The organism is Haloimpatiens lingqiaonensis, assembly GCF_901447495.1.
Taxonomy (GTDB): domain Bacteria; phylum Bacillota; class Clostridia; order Clostridiales; family Clostridiaceae; genus Haloimpatiens; species Haloimpatiens lingqiaonensis.
On the sequence record NZ_CABDWS010000035.1, the window covers coordinates 13,174 to 32,195 of the forward strand.

The window sequence follows — 19,022 nt, forward strand, 5'->3', positions numbered from 1 at the left end:
TATTTTTTTCTATTATTTTTTATATTAATAGGAGTAATACCTATAATTTTGCTTTTTATTTTGAGCTTTTCTTCTCAGTGGAAATGGCCAGATTTATTGCCAACGATATTTAGTATTAGAGCTTGGAAATATATATTATTTGAGTCTAAAGGAACTGTAGAAGCTATAAAAAATAGTCTCTTAATAGCTGTAATGGTTAATATTATTAATTTAGTTATTGCTATACCGGCGGCAGATGCTTTAGCTAGGTACAAATTTAAGGGTAAAGGTTTTTTAGAGTTATTTTTTATGATTCCTATAGTAATTTCTCCACTTACCATACTGGTGGGAATGCATAAAAGTTTTATTAAATTTGGACTTACTGAGAGTATTTTAGGAATAGTACTAGCACACGTTATTCCAACTTTACCTTATATGATTAGAGCAGTAGAGACAAGCTATAAAAACTTAGGATTTAAATGGGAAGAAGCTGCAAAGGTATTAGGAGCTGGCACATTAAAAAAGTTTTTTTATGTTACTCTCCCTTTTATATTGCCAGGAATTGTGGCGGGTTCAAGCTTAACTATACTTATATCATTAAATCAATATATAAGTACTATGTTTATAGGCGGGGGACAAATAAGTACTGTCAGTATAGTTATGTTTCCTTTTATAAGTGGAGGAGAACAAAGCATTGGAGCTGCCTATTCTATACTTTTTGCACTAGTGTCTTTGATATGTTTATGGATTATGGATTCATTTATAAAAAGATACTATAAACAATAAACCGTAAGTAAATATTATGTTAAATATGGAAACATAAATAAAGTGTCACCAAGCTTTAATGTATAAGTTAAAGTATCTATGTTACTTTTTAAGTTTGGATTTTTAACTTTAGGAGAATCATAATACAATTAAACTATATTAAAATTTAAATAACTTAGAAGGGTTTTAGTATGAATAAAGTTCAATTGATAAACGTAGAGAAAAATTATAATTCACATGAAAAATTAAAGATTAAAGAAAAGGGATTTAATTTACATATTCCTAATTTGATCATAGAAGAAGGAGAATTTTTTGGATTATTAGGTCCATCTGGGTGTGGAAAAAGTACTCTTTTAAAGTTGGTAGCGGGACTATTGGAGATGGATAAAGGAAATATATACATAGAAAATAGAGATATTTCAATGGTAACTACAGAAAAGCGAAATATAGGAATGGTTTTTCAAGAACCTTTGCTTTTCCCACATATGACATTAAAAGATAACGTGGCTTTTGGATTAAAAATGAGAAAGGTTAAAGGTACGGAAAGAGAAGAGGAAGTTAGTAAAATTTTAAGTATTGTAGGTTTAAAGGGATTAGAAAAAAGATATCCTAATGAATTAAGTGGGGGACAACAGCAAAGGGGAGCTATAGCAAGAGCCTTAGTATGCAAGCCCAATATACTGCTAATGGATGAACCATTTAGTGCATTAGATCCAAAGTTAAGAGAAGAGATGAGAGGTTTTATAAAGGAACTGCAGAAAAAATATAATATAACTATAATTTTTGTAACTCATGATAAAGAAGAAGCCTTTTCTTTATTCCACAGGATGGCAATTATGGAAGAGGGTAAAATAGTACAAATAGGATCTCCAAAGGAATTATATGAGAAGCCTAAAAATATGTTTGTTAGCAGATTTTTAGGAATTAAAAATATTTTTACTGGTAATATAAAAGAAGATTATTTTTATGGTGAAGGCTTTAAGTTATATATTGGCATGAAATATAGAAATAATTTACGCAAAAATTTATGTAATACAGCATTAAAATTTGAAAAAACAGGAGAAACTGAGGAGGCATCTTTAAACAAATATTTAGCTATAAAGCCAGAAGGATGTAAAGTAATTAAGGAGTTAAAAGAAGGTTTCTCTAATAGTAAGAGTTATAATGATAATTTTAGTTATATTCATGGAGAAGTTAAGAATACCACTTTTATACAAGGATTTTGGCATTTAGAAGTAAATATATCCTTAAAGTGTAGTTTATATGTAATCCAAATTAATGAAGAAAATATGGATTTTTCTCCAGGAGATAGGGTTATTGTGAAATGTAATTTAGATAAAATAGATTTTATAGGAGAATAAATCGTGCATATTATTTAATAAAACAAATGAATTTACAAGATTGTATGCGGAATAGAATCTATATGAAAGAGAGAATATGAAAGAAAGGAGTATTTAGTAAGAATTTTATAACCTTAGATTTACGTCTTACTAGAGATAAATTATGTTAGATACCTATGGAAGAAAATATGTAAATCCATTAATAAATTTTACTGCAAATATTTTTATAAATATGAATTTTACTGCTAATTTTATTACTGTAACTGCTTTTTTAGTTGGAATCAGTTCCGTTGCATTTATATACTTTGATTTGCCTTATATAGCTGTTGGAGTGTTGTGGTTCTCAGGATTTTTGGATGCAGTTGATGGGGCCATGGCAAGAAAAATGCAAAAACCTACAGCTTTGGGAACGCTTATGGATATAACCTTTGACCGTTTAGTAGAAATGTCCATAGTTTTATCTTTAGCTATAAAATTGCCTAAAAGTATTTTACATCTTTTAATTTTAACTATATGTATTTTGTTATCAATGACAATTTTTTTAACGGTAGGCGCTTTGACAGAAAAAAAAGGCATGAAATCTTTTTATTATCAAGCGGGATTAGCAGAAAGAACTGAGGGCTTTATTATGTTTTCCCTTATGATTATATTTCAAAGTCATTTAAATATTATAACAGATATTTTTTCTATATTAGTGTTTATAACAGCACTTCAGAGACTTAATGAAGCTAGGAAAATATTTGTATGATATAATATATTTTACTAAATACTTTATGAAAAATTTCAATTATAAGATAATAATTATAGGGGGATTTTTATTATGTATATTGTAGAACATACTTCTGATGATTTTAATGATATCTCTAGCAAGGTAGATACTGTTATAATACCTATAGGTTCAGTAGAAGCTCATGGGCACCATCTTCCATTGGGAACAGATATATTTTCACCTAGGTTATTTTGTGAAAATATAAATAAAAAAATTGGAGATAGAGTTTGGATTGCACCGGAGATTCCATATGGTCAAAGTTACGACCTATCTATATATCCTGGTACAGTTACAGTACCTTCTGAAGTAATGGCGGAATATCTTTTTCATGTGTGCAAAAGCTTTTATAAGAATGGACTTAAAAATATAGTTTTTTTAAATGGGCATGGAGGAAATATAACTTCTCTTAGTTTGGCAGCAGAAAAGCTAGTGGACTTGGGTGCTGTGGTTATGACTATAAATTGGTGGATGGATTTTTCTAAAGATATACTTACTATAACTGAGGGCCAAGGACATGGGGGAGAAGATGAAACCTCAGCTATTTTGTATTACAATGAAAGTCTAGTTCAAATGGCAAAAGCCACAAAGAATCCTAATAAACAACTATATCCTGTAAGATTTAAAGAAAGAGGAAAGACTATTTTTCAAGATGCTATTACAGGAGATGCAACTCTGGCTTCTAAAGAGAAAGGTGAGAAGATATTTAATTTATTGGAAAATAAAATAATAGATAGAATAAATCTTATGGAGCAAGGAAAATATTTTGAATAAAAAAATTAATAGCAAAGTTATTCACAACTACCATAGTGCTTAACTTTGCTATTAATTTTTTTTGATATTACTTTACGTTATTTAATCGTTAGACTTTTGATTAATTGCAATAGTGCCACTAATTAGAGGCATACAAATTAGAAGAACAATTGTTTTCAGTTCTTAAAGTAATATATAATATGGAATATTAAATAGATTGAAGTTTCAGGAGGGGAGTATAAAATAATGTTAAAACATTATCAAAGTATGGTATAATATAGTTGTACTACATAAATAAGTTTGACACATAATAAGGAATGAAAATAAAAATAATTAGGGAGTGATAATATGGTAAGAAGTATAATTGCACCAGGAAAATATGTTCAAGGTAGAGGGGAATTAGGTAACATAAAAGAGCATGCTAAAAGCTTAGGAAAGTCATTTTTCATAATTGCTAGCCCTAATGGAATTAAAAGAACTAAACCAGTAGTAGAAAAAAGTTTTCAAGGTGAAAATGTGAAATTAGCTTTTGAATCTTTTAACGGTGAATGTTCTAAAGGAGAAATAGAAAGATTAAGGCAGGGAGTAAAGGAAAATAATTCTGATGTTATTATTGGAATAGGTGGTGGAAAGATATTTGATACTGCTAAAGCAGTGGCTTATTATGAAAATATACCAGTAGTTATAGTACCAACTATAGCTTCAACAGATGCTCCATGTAGTGCTTTATCAGTTATATATACAGATGAGGGAGTATTCAGTGAATATTTACTTTTACCTAAAAATCCTGATTTGGTTTTAGTAGATACAGGGATAGTTTCTAAAGCTCCTGCTAGATTATTAGTAGCAGGTATAGGTGATGCTTTGGCTACATATTTTGAAGCAAGAGCATGTTTAAGAGCAAATGCATTAAATATGGCCGGAGGAAATATTACAAAAGCAGCTTATGCATTGGCTGAGCTTTGCTACAATACTTTGTTAGAAGATGGATTAAAGGCTAAGTTAGCAGTGGAAAAGGGTGTTTGTACTGTAGCTGTTGAAAATATAATAGAAGCTAATACTTATTTAAGTGGCATTGGATTTGAAAGTGGTGGATTAGCTGCAGCTCATGCGATCCACAATGGATTTACTGTACTTTCACAGTGTCACCATTTATATCATGGAGAAAAGGTAGCATTTGGAACAATAGTTCAATTAGTTTTAGAAAATAGTTCAATGGAAGAAATAGAAGAAGTTATAGGACTATGTCTTGATTTGGATCTTCCTGTTACTTTAGAGGATATGGGAATAAAAGAGGTTAAGGAAGAAGAAATTAGAGAAGTGGCAAAGGCTTCCTGCGCAGAAGGAGAAACTATTCATAACATGCCATTTAAGGTTACAGAGGATGATGTATACGCAGCTATAATGGCAGCAGATGCACTTGGAAGGCTTTATAAGTAAAGGGATAATTTGAAATTAATGTATGCATAATATTTATAGAATAACATATAAAGTGAGAATGCTAAGGCTCAATAATAGCACATTCTCACTTTATTTAATTTTAAAACACTCATTAATGTATTGAAACTGAATTGGGTGTGCGGGAAGAGAAAATGGTAATTTAATGCATGAAGCTAAATTTAGAGGAACTATGTTTTGATGTTTTGAAAAAGAACTCAAAGATTTTTATTCATAATAAGGTTGGGGTGGAAAGGGAAGATTTAGATATGAATGTTTTTACAGATGTTAAATGGATAATAATTTTGATTTTAATAAATATAGTGATAAACTTTTAGAGTATTAATTATATAATTATAAAAATGGAGAAATTAACAATAAAGTAATATTTGAAAAAATGAAAGGGTATGAAAGTAAAAGCCCTATTAATATGGAAACACCTATTTTATTTATGAGGATTACAGATTATAATGAGCTTTTAAAACTTGGAGGGAAGGAAGAAATTAGCCTTTCAGAAAATGAAGTAGCTTTGTATTCCCCTGATTTGAAGAATGATAAACCAGAGCTTAAAGATGCACTTTCTAAGTATATTAAAAGTGACAATACTATTAAGATAGCTCAAAATGAGTATAAACTTTATCCTAATATCATATACAGCACATTAACGCTTTTCATAGGAAATTAAAGGATTTTAAAGTTAGAGAATCAAATTACGTGTAATTGTCCAAATATCTGAAATTATACAACAATATGCTATATAATTATAGAGAAGTTATATATAAAAAGATGGGGGCTTGTTAACAGTTAAAGAAAGACTATAAAACTATATAAAAGTCCATTATTTTTTAATAGGCTTCAAAATTATCTAGTAGAATCACCTCGAAACATTATAAAAAATAAGTTATTGAACATAATGATATGTAAATAGCAAAGTGAGGTGATAAAACATGATAAAAGCATTAAATATACGGCTATATCCAACACAAGAGCAAATAATTTTAATGCATAAGCATATAGGCTGTATGAGATTTGTTTATAATTGGGCGTTAGCCAGACAAATAGATAGCTATGAACTTAATAGTAAAAAACTATCAGTTACAGATTTAGGTAAACAATTAACTGTTTTAAAGAATACCGCAGGTTATGAGTGGTTATATGAAGTATCTAATGCAACACTTAAAGAGAGTATTAGAGATTTAGATAAAGCATATACTAATTTCTTTAATGGAAGTGGCTTTCCTAAATTTAAAAGCAAGAAAAAATCAGAACCTAGATTTTATAGCAGATATGAAAGAATTTATTTTCAAGATAACTTTGTTAATCTTGAAAAGATAGGTAAAGTTAAATACAAATCAGATTATGATATAGATTTAACTGCTGTAACAAAGTTTAAAAATCCCAGAGTACATTTTAATAGTAGAGTATGGGTACTTTCAGTAGGTATTGAAGATACTATTAAAACTGTTAAATTAAATGATTTTAGCTTAGGAATTGATTTAGGAATATCTAAATTAGCGATAACAAATATAGATAAATTAGACACAAAGAATGTTAATAAAACAAACAAAGTTAAAAAACTAAGTAAAAAGTTAAAAAGGCTTCAAAGACAATGTTCAAGAAAATATATTATGAATAGGAAAGGAGAGAGTTACCAAAAAACCAAGAACATTGCAAAACTTGAAAAGAAGATTAAGAAACTTCATAGTAAACTTAAAAATATTAGATTAAACCATATACACCAAACTACTTCTAAAATGGTGAAAGCCAAACCATATAGAATAGTTATGGAGGATTTAAAAGTATCTAATATGATGAAGAATAAGCACTTATCAAGGGCAATAGCAGAGCAAGGATTTAATATTTTTATCAATCAGATGAAATATAAATGTGAAAAGTATGGTATTAAATTTGTGCAAGTACCTACATTTTATCCTTCAAGTAAAACATGCAGTTATTGTGGCAATATCAAGAAAGACTTAAAGCTTTCAGATAGAGTTTATAAATGCAAATGTGGATTTACTTGTGATAGAGATAAAAATGCTTCATACAACCTTGCAGACTATGGTTTAGTATAATCATCTAAAGGATTTACTAAACTGGGTAATCGTTACAACCCAATATACTTGTAAAGTATATCAAAGCCTATAGAGTGTTACACAAACGAAAGTAGCTGCAATCTAACCTCTTTGCAGGAGGTTGTAAAATGGGCAAAATCGAACATTATGAAGTAGGAAAGAAACAAAACTATATATTTATATAATCTTTTTATAAAGTTTTATAAGGTTTTGGTAACGGTATTCAATAATGAGTAATATTAATCCATTTGATAAGTGTCCAGTTTATGAAACCAATAACTTAATATTTACAAAAGTTAAAGAGGAAGACGCAATAGACTTATTTGAGTGCTATTCTGATCCGATTACTAAAAACCGTATGAATAATGATAATTGTGGTGGTATATGGGATACACGCAATATTGACGCTGTAATAAAGGGTATTAATGGATGGAAGCAAGAATTTGACGATAGATTTTATATAAGATGGAGTATTAATCATAAGCAGACAAACAAGATAGTAGGTACTATCGAAATAGCACCTATTCCTAATACAACAAGATTTTGGGATGGTGCTTGTGAGACTGGTATATTAAGAATAGACATTATTTCATCTCTTGAAAATGAAATAGTTTTATCTGAAATTTTAAGAATGGTTTCTGATAATTTTTATGCAGATTTTGATATTAAAAATATCATCATTAAAGCAACTAAAGACGATGGAGAAAGAGTTTTAGCCTTGGAGAATAATGGTTTTGACAAATTAGAGAACAACACCTTCCCTTATAGTGATTATTATATAAAATGAATACTGTAAGAATGGTAGAGAATTTAAATAATAGGGCTATGGGAGCTGCAGAGCAAATAGCAGCGTTCAAAACCAATGTGCTTCAGAATGTATTGTCATGCAGGATGTTTACAACAAATTATCCACTGCTTATAGATCATATTTTAAGAGAAGCTAAATTTTATTTAAGAATGCTTAGAAAGCTTCAGGGTAGAGAAGAGTTTGATATAGCTAGAGAAGTTGCTTATCAGGAAACCTTTTGGAATAGAATTATGGCTGAACACTCAAAATTTATCCGAGGACTACTTGATCCAACTGAAGTTAAACTATTTGATACTGCAAATAACTTTGGGGAAAGGTTTGATGAGCTTACAGAAGAGGCTAGAAAACTATTTATAAATATGGGATTATTACCTTTAGTAACTGATAGAAGTCTTAAGAATACTGTTGGTATTCGAGATTTTAAAAAGCAGGGTACTGAAGGACTTATACAGTGCAATATCAAGTCAATTGCCTTTCCGTTACTTGGAGATCATGTAGTTAGAGAGGCAAATCACTATATAAGAGTGCTAAAGAGATTTAAACAATATAATATGAAATAATATAATACAACTGAAAAAAGAAAAAACACCGTAGAATTTAATTTTGAATAATACGGTGTTTTTACGTGGGTTTTTAAAACAATTCATGAAATATTAGGTGAATTCATATTTTAAGGAGTATAATAGAGGTATAAAATTTATTGCTAGAAATAGTCGAAGGCTATTTATGTTAGGGGGGAATAAAATTGACAAATAAAATATATTTCAAAAAATTTATTTCAGAAGACGACTTTCAATATTTTTCGAAGTTAGTTTTCAATGAAAAAGTAATGGTAATGAATTTGGGAAGAGTATTTACAATGGATGAAGCAAAAAATTACTATAAGTATTTATTAGAAAATAATAAAACACATGATGATTTTGGAAATTTCAAGGTTTTTGAATCATCAGCTAACAGTTTTATAGGTATGTGTGCTAGTACAATAAGTAGCGATTTGAAAGAGGCGGAGATTGAATATATGCTGCTTCCTGAGTACTGGAGAAAAGGCTATGGAAGCGAGATTGTAGACAATTTATTAAATATGATTGAAGAAACAAAGAGTATTGAAAAGGTTACAGCAATAATAGAACCTAATAATGTTGGGTCGAGAAAAATATTACTAAAAAACGGTTTTGTATCTTGTAAGGTATATAAAACTGATGATGGTTCACTAGCAGAAATGTTTAGTAAAAAAATAACTTATTAGACAATAAAAAGTGAATAATAAGAAAGAAAGGAGGATTTAGTGAGGGTTTAGCACTTGTTATACACACTCTCACTAAAGATAAAGAATGAAAATAGACAGTTTTATTTTTGATTTAGATGGAACTCTGTGGAGTTCTATAGAAGGAATTTGTGCAGCATGGGCAACTGTATTATCAAAGTATCCAAAGTTAGAAAAAGTAGTAACGCCTACTGAGATGGAAAAATGTATGGGACTTCAAATGAATGAAATAGGTAAAAAATTATTTCCAGATCTAGATGAAAATTTTCAAGCGAAGTTAATGAAAGAATTTTGTGAAACTGAACAAGGTTATTTGGAACAACATGGCGGAAAACTATTTCCTAAATTAGAAGAAACACTTGAAAAGTTATCTAAAAAATACAGATTATTCATAGTTAGTAATTGCCAAGACGGTTACATACAATGTTTTTTTAAAGCCCATAAACTGGATAAGTATTTTACTGATTTTGAATGTTCAGGAGTAACAGGACTGCCTAAGGGAGAAAATAATAAAATTATAATACAAAGAAATAATTTAAAAAGTCCAGTTTATGTAGGAGACACCATTATGGATGCAGATTCAGCAAGGGTAGCAGAAATTCCATTTGTATATGCAAGGTATGGCTTTGGCAATGTTGAAGAATATGATTATGTAATTGATAGCTTTGAGGAGATATTAACTTTAGGCTTATAAGTTAAAAATAAGTTTTAGGATAATGGGGTGGGGGAGATGGTATTTATGAAAGAAAAAGTAAAGGTGCTTATAGTAGGAACTTATCTAATGTATATAAAGGAGGTGTGAAATTTTTGAGTAAAAGAAATGTTATTATTGCAGTAATAGCATTATTATTGATAGCTTTAGTTTTTTCTAGTTATAAATTGCTTGCAAAAAAGCATGGTGGGTTTGACATTGAAATAAAAAATAATACCAGTGAAAATATAAAAGGACTAACTATAACTTATGAAGGGATAGTTAAGGATATACAATTACCAGAAATTCAAGTTGGAAAAACATATAAAATTAATGTAAATCCAAAAGAAAACTTTAGTGAAAATCATATGATTATTTACTATAAAGATAAAAGGGGAGTAGTGCAGAAAAATACGCTTATAGGTTACTTTGAGAAGGGTTACAGTGGCAAGGTTAAAGTTAATATTAAATCTCAAGATAAAAATGGATTAATTATTATGCAAATTGCAGAAAAGATATATTAAAATGTAATTAGTAATTTATATGATTGATAGATAGGATGGTCAAGAAGGGGTTGATGCTAAGTTTTTAGCATGCAGCCCCATTTTTAAAAATGAATTTGCTATATTAATAAGCATAAATTCATCTTTATAAGGCCTATATTTTATGGGGGTAGTACTTTTATTTGAACTATTACAATTTATGAATTAAAATATAGATATAACAAGAATCTAGGAAGGTGAACTGATGAAGCCTACAAACTATGAAGATTTAATTATGAAAAGAGCAATGGATATTTTTGCAGAAGAGGGGTTAAAATTTTTTGGAATTAATAAAAGAGTAAAGGAACTAGGCCCTACTGAATTAGTAACTTTACAAACTAAAAATATGTTTATGGAGTATACTTTTCTAATGGAAGATGACTCTTTTATACATTTTGAATTTCAAACAACAAATAAAGGAAAATCGGATTTAAGAAGATTTCGGGCATATGAAGCATTATTAAGTCATCAAACAGGAAAAGATGTAGTTACCTATGTTGTTTATTCAAGTAACATAAAAAATCCAGAAGATACTCTACAAACAGGGATAAATGGATATAAAATTAATTCAATATCTATGGCGGATAAAAATGGGGATAAGATATATAATGATATTGTGGGTAAAATAGAATCTGGAATGGAACTTACCAAAGAAGAGATGATTTCTTTGACGTTTACTCCTATAATGGTTGGTAAAATTAGTACTGCAGACAAGATAATTAATGCTATACATGTAATAAAAGACGTACATAATGACTATAAGTATGATGTAGAATCAATACTATACGCTTTTGCAAATAAATTTTTAAGTGGAAAAGATTTAGAAAGAGTAAAGGAGGAATTGAGAATGACTGAACTTGGTAAGAGCTTAATACAAGAAGGAATTGAAAAAGGGATAAAAGAAGGCAGAGAAGAGGGAAAAGCTGAACTTTTAATTAAAATGTTAATAAAAAAGTTCAAGAGAATGCCTAATAAATATAAAGAAAAAATAAAAACACTTCCAGAAGAAACATTAGAGATAATTGCAACGGATATATTTGACCTAAATTCAATAGAAGAGTTAGAACAATATTTTTAAAAGAGAAGGCCTTAATTAATGGAGAGATAGCTTATTATTTGTAATAGTGAGCTATTTTTTTTAAGTCCAAGTTGTTTGGCAAGAATATAATTGTGATCCTAACCAATTCTAACAATTTTAGGCTACCTAAGTGTGGATAATTTTAAATTGTTATATAAAATGTAGTAAGAATCAAGAAGAATGGTTAAATATAGAAATGGTATATATTTGTATGTTATAATTATTTTACAAGTTAATATATAGAAGTTTTGAATTATTGAAGATAAAGCGTGATTTAAAAAAAGCAATAAGAGAATATAGAGTAAAGATAATAGATTGTAATGAAAATATGAGAAATGAGAGATGAAACTGTGCAATAACGGTGGTTTGTGTAGTTAAAGGGGGATTTTATGTATAACGTTCGTTATGCTGATGTAGATGATGCAAAAATATTAGGACAGATCCATTCAGAATCATGGAAAGTAGCATACAAAGGTGTAGTACCAGATGAAGTATTAAATAATATTACTGCTGAAAAAAGACAAAAATATTTTGAAAAGGCATTAACAGAAGGATGGGAAGAAGATGCTATAATTTTTAAAGATGACAAAGCAGTTGGATTAATATGTATTGGAAAATGTAGAGACGAAGACAAAGAAGAATTCTGGGGTGAAATATGGGGTATATATTTATTGCCAGAGTATTGGAATATGGGTATAGGCTTTGAATTAATGAATTGGGGATTGAATGAATTAAAGAGAAGAAATTATAAAAAAATTGCCTTATGGGTTCTTGAGAGGAATATAAATGCAAGAAATTTCTATGAAAAAATGGGGTTTAAGCATGATGGCACAATTAAAAAAATTACCATAGGTAAAACATTAAATGAATATCGTTATGTAATATCTATTATATAAATTCTAATTATTGTAATATGTATTTAGCGTGGGGGGTATGGAAATGTCTAAAGTAAAACTAACAATCATGAAAAGCAATTGTAGGTGCGGATATCACAAAGAAAATGATTCTTTTATTGTAGGAGATATTTGTCCACCTATATGTCATGAGCTATGGAATAATATTTATCCAAGCGTATATGTTCTTTTAAATGGAGGAGTACTAGATTATGGTGATACTAAAGAAAAAAAGTTTGAAATGAAGTGCCCAGACAATGGCAGGGTAGTGATACGTGGTGAAGTTGTATGAGAATATATTATGTGAGACATTGATTAGATGAAAAATTCATTAAGTCAATAGTATAAAAGGTAAAAGAAAATTTTTAACTGTGTTATAAAAATATAAAATATAGTAGATAAGGATGAAGCAAATGAATTTTATAATTATAATCACCATTGTAATAGCTTTTATATGTGGTTCCATACCAACAGGATATTTGATTACCAAAAAAATATGTGGAATCGATATTAGGACTAAAGATAGTGGAAATATTGGTTCAACAAATGTAAAAAGAATTGTAGGAGCTAAGATATCCATTATTACTCAAATAATAGATATTTTAAAGGGAGTAGTTCCTGTGTTTTTAGCAATAAATTTGATAAAGATGATAAAGCTACCAATATCAAACAATGCTTATCTATCTATTATAGCTATAGTAGTAATTTTAGGTCATGATTATACTCCATTTCTTAAATTTAATGGCGGCAAGGGTGTAAATACAACTATTGGAGCATTTATTTTACTTGCACCTGCTGCAACATTAATTGGAGTTGCAGTTCATTTCATATTCAGGTCATTCACAGATATAGTGTCCATTAGATCAATTGCTTTAGGGGTAACTATACCAATAATTTGTATTATTATGAAGTTACCTATTGAAGTCATAATTTCTACTACAGTAGCTTGTATTTTGATGATATTTAGACATAAAAGCAATTTAATAAGACTTATAAATAAAGAGGAAAGATAAATAAATTTAATTAATGCCTTGCCCATTACGTGACGTAATGATTTATAATTACAATAAATATTACAGTAAAGTTTTAGAAATATATGTAGAAGTAAGAAAATAAAAGAGGTATGGGGAGGCTATAATTATGATACGAAAATTAACTCAAGAAGATAATAAGGAGCTTATGAAATTAATTATGAAGGAGCCAGAGTTTAATCTTTATATAATTGGAGATATAGAAAACTTTGGATATAATCAAAATTTTCTTGAATATTTTGGTGAATTTGATAGAAAGGGTGTTTTAATAGCTGTTTTAGTTAGATATTTTAGTATTTTCAATTTGTATGCGAAAAATGAATTTGATGTAAATGGATTTGTAAATATAATGAAAAATCAGGGTAAGGTGGAAATGCTATCTGGAAAAACAAATTTAGTATCAAAATTTGAGAAAACATCATCAGAATTTAATGAATCGGAACTACATTATTTTGCTGTGTTAAAGGAAATAAATGAATCATTTAAAGTAGATAGAGAAATCGATGTAAAAAAGGCAAGTGTTGAAGACATTGGACGTATAGCTGAATTGAGAGAAAAAATTAAAGAATTTTCTCATGGCAGTCATGATTTTAAGGAAATTATTTTAAATGATTTTAAAGCTGGCACAGCTCATGAATATTATGTTGAAGTTGATGGTAATATAGTATCACATGCCCAAACATCTGCAGAAAACAGTATGTCAGCAATGGTGGTTAGTGTTATGACTGACAGTAAATATAGAAAAAAAGGGTTTGCATCTGCTTGTGTGAAAGTCATATGTGAAGACTTACTTAAACAGGGAAAAACTCCATGTCTATTTTATAAAAATCCTGCTGCAGGAGCTATATATAAAAGTATAGGTTTCAAGGAAATAGGATTCTGGAGTATGTATATGTAAGTATAAGTTTTTTAGCGCAATGTAAAGATGTTACCTTTGTTTTTGAACATATTCCTCAAACAAATCCAAGTAAGACTTTTGTTAATGAAGGGTGTAAATGGGTAAGTTCTCTTATTAGGTAATGTAAGCTACTAAAACATATAAAGCTCACAATTATTAAATATTACGTAAAATATAAAAGAAAAATTTAAGAAGTAATGTCGTAAATTTTTAGAGTTAAGCGACATACCATGAGGAGGTCGGGCGTACATACCCAGATTTATTAGGGTAAGACGTTGGAGTTAAATCAATGCATATTTGTTAGAAAAATGGGGATTAAAGATTATTTATGTAATGCAGGGGGGTAAATAAAGTGGCAAGAGTTTATGGAATTAAAAAACGATTAGAGCAAAATAATATTGACAAAAAACTTATAAAGGAAATTATAGGAAACGGGGATTTAGTAGAAGTCATTACACGGATGGAAACTTTACTTGATTCTATTATAATGTATGAAAGTTTGGATTCTTGTGCCTGTCTGGGCGGCAAAGAATATCTGAAAAAATGTGAAAAAATCGGTAAAGAATTGACCGGCAAATCTATAAATGAGAAAATACTCTATCTCAATAGTAAGATTTTTCTTTCCGAAAGTATCGCCTTAAATAATGACGGTACATTAACTGCGGTACTGGTTTATAAAAACAATGATAAGTATTCGTGCGTTTGCTCAGCCACCGTTTGTAAAGGTGTGAAAGTTTCAGATCTTGCTCTATCAAAAAGCAATTCTGTTGACCGTGACATGCCTTTATCATACTGTTTATGTTGTGCGGGGTCATTTCGCCGCCATTTACAATTAATGTTAGATGTTAAACTGAAAACAAAGGAAATTATTTCGTCTCCGATTAACAGCCGAGGTGAAAAACCATGTGAATTTGTTTTTGAATTTAATTGATACAGTTTCCACCAATAAGCATAGTTAGAAGTTATTTTACTTTGCATTCCTTATATTTTCTGTGTGATAAAAGGGCTCGATATCTGTGTTGAGCTTCAAGCAAGGGGTCATGATCCGTCGCCTAACACCATATGCCCGTTTGTGCTGGTAGGCTCAATTCTTTGAGGTAAACCAGCACGCATATCTTCAATACGGCTGCCGCTTATTTCAGACACGTCGGGCATAAAAAACGTTATTTGAAATTTTAAGTCAATGAAAGTTTAAGTTTACGCATCTAAAGGTTTTGGAGTTTTTATATACAAATATAAGTTACAAGTGAAGAATATTATGCACCTTATTTCTCCAAATTGTTACTTCACAACTTTCTTATATTATGTATTACCTTAACAATTTAAATCTTTATCTGGGCATTTAGCAGAAACCGTTGAGAAAGATAAAATTAAAATGATTTCTATTTTATTTGAGAAGGTACCAGGAATAAAATTACATAAATAGTAAATGAAGGAGAATTTTAATAATATGGGGGATTAAAAATGAAGGTTTTAGTTATGGGTGGAACTCAGTTTGTAAGTAGTTCAGTGGCAAAGTATTTAATTAGAAAGGGATATACGGTAGATATATTTACAAGAGGTGTTAAGCCTATTGAATATGATGGGGCTAGGAGACATTTACAAGGGGATAGAAGGTCCATTGAAGATTTAAAAGCAAATATTTTAATGGAAAAATATGATTATGTTTTTGATATATCTGCATATACAAAAGAAGATGTGGAAAATTTAACTAAGGTTTTAAATAGGGAAAACTTAAAAAGATATATATTCTGCAGTTCAGGATCTGTGTATATACCTTCACATGAAGTAGTTACAGAAGAATTTACTCGAGGTGAAAATGCAAACTGGGGAAAGTATGGATTGAATAAGAATAAGGCTGAAGACTATTTATTTAATCTATATGAAGCTGAAGGTTTTCCTGTAACTATATTCAGACCTACTTATATATATGGAGATGGAAATAATTTATACAGGGAGATTTATTTATTTGATAGGATAAGTAGGGGATTAGATATTCCAATACCTGATGGTAATAAGAAAACTCAATTTATACATATTGATGATTTAGTTAAGATATTTGAAAGTGCCGTACATGTAGACGAGGCTATAGGACAAGCATATAATGTAACACATCCTGAATTTGTAACATGGCAGCAATTAGTTGAAACTGCAATGAAAGTGGTGGGCAAAACAGTAAATATAATAAAAGTGGACGATAAAAAATTAGACATATTAGATATAAATGTAAGAGAATTTTTCCCTTTCAGAAATGTAACTTATTTATTAGATACAAAAAAATTACAAAATCATGGGCTATACGTACCAAAAGTTAATCTATTTGAAGGCATGAAAAAAACATATAAGTGGTATTGTGATTCTAAACCGCAAGTAAAAGATGATAGAATGAATAAAATGAATTTAGTATTGGAATGCACAATATAAAACAATATATCGACACAATTTTTAAAATGGGGTGATTTCAATGGCAACTTGGATTGCGCATCTAAGAGTAGCAGAAAATATTTTGAAAAAAGGATATAATTTCGAACAAAAGGCTTTCATAGTGGGGAATATTGGACCTGATTACTTAGATTATTTTCCAAAGGGAGCTTTTGAAAAACAAGTAAAATATATAACTGAGTTTTATTTAGGTGAGAATGAGGAAAGTAAAGATAATTTTATTTATTTAACAGAAGATGAAATGGATGAATTTGTTGATAAGACAACAAGAATAATAGATAATTTGCTAAGGAATGTTTAAAGAAACTTAAATATGTTAAAATAAATATGTAGTATATAAAATGGAGGGAGTGATTAGTGGTGAATGAACAATTATATGATGTAAAAAGTAATAAATTATTATCAGCCTGTCCATTAAGTAGATATGATGAAAATGTAATATCTTTAACGTTATTTGGTAGCTATAATACTAAGTTTTGGATTGAAGGTAAGAGTGATATTGATATATTGGTATTAGTTAAACAGTTGGATTTTGATATAGAATATAAAATAGAAAAATATTACAATAACCTAATTTCAAATTATTTTAACTACGATAATATTCACTTTACTTTTATATCTTTAAGAGATTTTGATACAGTATTTGCGGATATTTATATAGATTTTAAGGATAAAATAATTTTTGATATGGATTTACATTATGATTTTTTATTGTATATCAGTAAATTTAATAGAGTTAATGAAAATCTTATAGATTTAGTTAGAAAGGATTGGGAATCAAAGTATGGTTTATTATAGGTATAAAAAAGAAAGATTAAATGATAAGTTTAACAGTGCATACGATTTTCTAATGAAAATTAGAAAAGCAGTAAAACTTTATTGTGAAATGCCTAATGATATAGTAGCCAGAGGAATGACTGGATATTTTTCTGATTTTACAGAATATATAATAGATATATGTGAAACTTATTTAGTAATTAATGATAGATACAATCCAAGATTAAGTGGAGTGGAACTTATTAAAACTGCTTCAAACTTTGGATTAATGGATGAATTTCTTTGTGATTTTATGGTTAAATGTATAGTTTTAAGAAATAGATTTACTCATGATTATTATAAAAGAGATATTGCAGAAAAAGATATAGTAAAGTTTTGCCATTCAAATATGTTATATTTAGATATATTTTTAGAGGCATCTAATGAATTTATAAAATTGAAATATAAATTTAATAAAAGTATGCAAGAATAGATTTACGGAAGGAAGTATAAAATGGAAATTGCTGAACTTACCAATATGTGTATGATAGAGGATAGTAAAAATGGAAAGGTGCTAGTTCAAAATCGTAAGAAAGGAAATTGGACAGGCATTGCCTTTCCGGGAGGCCACGTTGAAAAAGGTGAGTCCATAGTTGAGTCTGTAATAAGAGAGGTAAAGGAAGAAACTAATTTAGATATTGATAATATTAAACTATGTGGAATAAAAGATTGGTACGAAAAGGATAAAAATAAAAGATATATAGTTTTATTATTTAAGACACAAACTTTTTCTGGTGAGCTTTTAGAAAATGGAGAAGAGGGAGATGTACACTGGGTAGATAAAAAATCTGTTTATAGTCTAGATTTGGCACATGGATTCGATAAAATGTTAGATGTTATGTTAAGCCAAACATTAAATGAATATTTTATAAGTGAAACTTTTGAACAGAATGGTTGGAAACATGAGTTAAGATAGGAAACGATAGTGATAAATATGCTGTAAAAATACAGGCATAGATTCTACCCTTAAAAGTAAGCGTCAAAAATTAAGTATCTAGAAAACATACCCTCTCATTGATAAACTTAAGTAAAAGATTATCAATGGGAGGTTTACTTATGTATAAAAAATTAGATAATGATGCTTGGGAGGAATATTTAAATAAATTTAACTCTGTTAAAGATACAATAACAGTGAAAGATTTCTGTGCTGAGAATAACCTTAATAAGAGTCAATTTTATTACCATAAAAAAAGAGTAGAAAAGGCAATTGAAAGTAAAGAACCTGTTTTTCAGGCTATTTCTTTGAATAGTAAAGTTGATAATACTAAAGAAAATAAATCTACATTAAAAGAAGTAAAAATTAATGTAGGCAATGCTAATATCCTTATTCCTGTTAGCGAAGCTACTTTAATAACAGCAATAATTAAGGAGTTAATTCTAAAATGTTAAATATAGATAAGGTAGAAAAAGTCTATCTTGCCTGCGGTTATACGGATTTAAGAAA

At 28.9% G+C, this 19,022-nt stretch carries 24 protein-coding genes and 1 pseudogene; all 25 read left to right on the top strand.

The window, feature by feature from the left end:
- The first annotated feature begins 48 nt into the window (after positions 1–48).
- On the top strand, positions 49–765 hold the full coding sequence (locus FGK85_RS08405) for an ABC transporter permease (protein WP_171011368.1): 717 nt from the start codon (positions 49–51) through the stop codon (positions 763–765).
- A 170-nt stretch (positions 766–935) separates the two neighbouring features.
- Entirely contained in the window at positions 936–2,105 is a 1,170-nt protein-coding gene (locus FGK85_RS08410; RefSeq protein WP_138205585.1) for an ABC transporter ATP-binding protein, read from the top strand.
- 142 nt (positions 2,106–2,247) lie between these two features.
- The gene (locus FGK85_RS08415; RefSeq protein WP_138205587.1) at positions 2,248–2,832 is read left to right on the top strand and encodes a CDP-alcohol phosphatidyltransferase family protein; all 585 of its coding nucleotides are present in this window, start codon (positions 2,248–2,250) and stop codon (positions 2,830–2,832) included.
- A 72-nt stretch (positions 2,833–2,904) separates the two neighbouring features.
- Positions 2,905–3,624, top strand: coding sequence for a creatininase family protein (locus tag FGK85_RS08420; protein WP_138205589.1), 720 nt, complete (start codon positions 2,905–2,907; stop codon positions 3,622–3,624).
- Positions 3,625–3,951: 327 nt separating this feature from the next.
- A complete protein-coding gene (locus FGK85_RS08425; RefSeq protein WP_138205591.1) occupies positions 3,952–5,043 on the top strand; it encodes a glycerol dehydrogenase in 1,092 nt (363 codons plus the stop codon).
- A gap of 167 nt (positions 5,044–5,210) precedes the next feature.
- The gene (locus FGK85_RS15325) at positions 5,211–5,378 is read left to right on the top strand and encodes a hypothetical protein (RefSeq protein ID WP_171011369.1); all 168 of its coding nucleotides are present in this window, start codon (positions 5,211–5,213) and stop codon (positions 5,376–5,378) included.
- A 113-nt stretch (positions 5,379–5,491) separates the two neighbouring features.
- On the top strand, positions 5,492–5,725 hold the full coding sequence (locus FGK85_RS08430; protein ID WP_171011370.1) for a hypothetical protein: 234 nt from the start codon (positions 5,492–5,494) through the stop codon (positions 5,723–5,725).
- Between the two features lie 262 nt (positions 5,726–5,987).
- Positions 5,988–7,115: an RNA-guided endonuclease InsQ/TnpB family protein gene (locus FGK85_RS08435; protein ID WP_138205595.1), complete on the top strand. Its 1,128-nt coding sequence runs from the start codon at positions 5,988–5,990 to the stop codon at positions 7,113–7,115.
- A gap of 229 nt (positions 7,116–7,344) precedes the next feature.
- Positions 7,345–7,902, top strand: a complete 558-nt coding sequence (locus tag FGK85_RS08440) for a GNAT family N-acetyltransferase (RefSeq protein WP_138205597.1) — start codon at positions 7,345–7,347, stop codon at positions 7,900–7,902.
- Between the two features lie 14 nt (positions 7,903–7,916).
- Positions 7,917–8,483: pseudogene (locus tag FGK85_RS08445) on the top strand (DUF2935 domain-containing protein); the annotation flags it as partial.
- A gap of 185 nt (positions 8,484–8,668) precedes the next feature.
- Positions 8,669–9,169 carry a GNAT family N-acetyltransferase gene (locus FGK85_RS08450; protein WP_138205602.1) on the top strand — a complete coding sequence of 167 codons (501 nt, stop codon included), beginning with the start codon at positions 8,669–8,671 and terminating at the stop codon, positions 9,167–9,169.
- Positions 9,170–9,254: 85 nt separating this feature from the next.
- Complete coding sequence (locus FGK85_RS08455; protein ID WP_138205604.1) at positions 9,255–9,881, top strand: HAD family hydrolase; 627 nt, start codon at positions 9,255–9,257, stop codon at positions 9,879–9,881.
- Positions 9,882–9,994: 113 nt separating this feature from the next.
- Positions 9,995–10,402, top strand: a complete 408-nt coding sequence (locus FGK85_RS08460) for a DUF4097 domain-containing protein (RefSeq protein WP_138205606.1) — start codon at positions 9,995–9,997, stop codon at positions 10,400–10,402.
- A 223-nt stretch (positions 10,403–10,625) separates the two neighbouring features.
- On the top strand, positions 10,626–11,498 hold the full coding sequence (locus FGK85_RS08465) for a DUF4351 domain-containing protein (protein WP_138205608.1): 873 nt from the start codon (positions 10,626–10,628) through the stop codon (positions 11,496–11,498).
- A gap of 389 nt (positions 11,499–11,887) precedes the next feature.
- A complete protein-coding gene (locus FGK85_RS08470) occupies positions 11,888–12,394 on the top strand; it encodes a GNAT family N-acetyltransferase (RefSeq protein WP_138205610.1) in 507 nt (168 codons plus the stop codon).
- Positions 12,395–12,437: 43 nt separating this feature from the next.
- On the top strand, positions 12,438–12,683 hold the full coding sequence (locus FGK85_RS08475) for a TIGR04076 family protein (protein WP_035289174.1): 246 nt from the start codon (positions 12,438–12,440) through the stop codon (positions 12,681–12,683).
- A 121-nt stretch (positions 12,684–12,804) separates the two neighbouring features.
- Entirely contained in the window at positions 12,805–13,404 is a 600-nt protein-coding gene (gene plsY / locus FGK85_RS08480) for a glycerol-3-phosphate 1-O-acyltransferase PlsY (RefSeq protein WP_138205612.1), read from the top strand.
- A 127-nt stretch (positions 13,405–13,531) separates the two neighbouring features.
- A complete protein-coding gene (locus FGK85_RS08485; protein ID WP_138205614.1) occupies positions 13,532–14,320 on the top strand; it encodes a GNAT family N-acetyltransferase in 789 nt (262 codons plus the stop codon).
- A 352-nt stretch (positions 14,321–14,672) separates the two neighbouring features.
- Positions 14,673–15,251, top strand: coding sequence for a hypothetical protein (locus FGK85_RS08490; protein ID WP_035289182.1), 579 nt, complete (start codon positions 14,673–14,675; stop codon positions 15,249–15,251).
- Positions 15,252–15,784: 533 nt separating this feature from the next.
- Positions 15,785–16,744 (top strand): SDR family oxidoreductase, encoded by a 960-nt coding sequence (locus FGK85_RS08495; protein ID WP_138205616.1) that lies wholly within the window; start codon positions 15,785–15,787, stop codon positions 16,742–16,744.
- A 40-nt stretch (positions 16,745–16,784) separates the two neighbouring features.
- Positions 16,785–17,063: a hypothetical protein gene (locus FGK85_RS08500; RefSeq protein ID WP_138205618.1), complete on the top strand. Its 279-nt coding sequence runs from the start codon at positions 16,785–16,787 to the stop codon at positions 17,061–17,063.
- A gap of 59 nt (positions 17,064–17,122) precedes the next feature.
- Entirely contained in the window at positions 17,123–17,560 is a 438-nt protein-coding gene (locus FGK85_RS08505; RefSeq protein ID WP_171011371.1) for a nucleotidyltransferase domain-containing protein, read from the top strand.
- Entirely contained in the window at positions 17,547–18,011 is a 465-nt protein-coding gene (locus FGK85_RS08510; protein WP_243122841.1) for a hypothetical protein, read from the top strand. The genes FGK85_RS08505 and FGK85_RS08510 overlap by 14 nt, the downstream gene beginning before the upstream one ends.
- 21 nt (positions 18,012–18,032) lie before the next feature.
- Entirely contained in the window at positions 18,033–18,494 is a 462-nt protein-coding gene (locus FGK85_RS08515) for an 8-oxo-dGTP diphosphatase (protein WP_138205622.1), read from the top strand.
- 140 nt (positions 18,495–18,634) lie between these two features.
- Positions 18,635–18,967 (top strand): IS66 family insertion sequence element accessory protein TnpA, encoded by a 333-nt coding sequence (gene tnpA / locus FGK85_RS08520; protein WP_138205624.1) that lies wholly within the window; start codon positions 18,635–18,637, stop codon positions 18,965–18,967.
- The last annotated feature ends 55 nt before the right edge of the window (positions 18,968–19,022 follow it).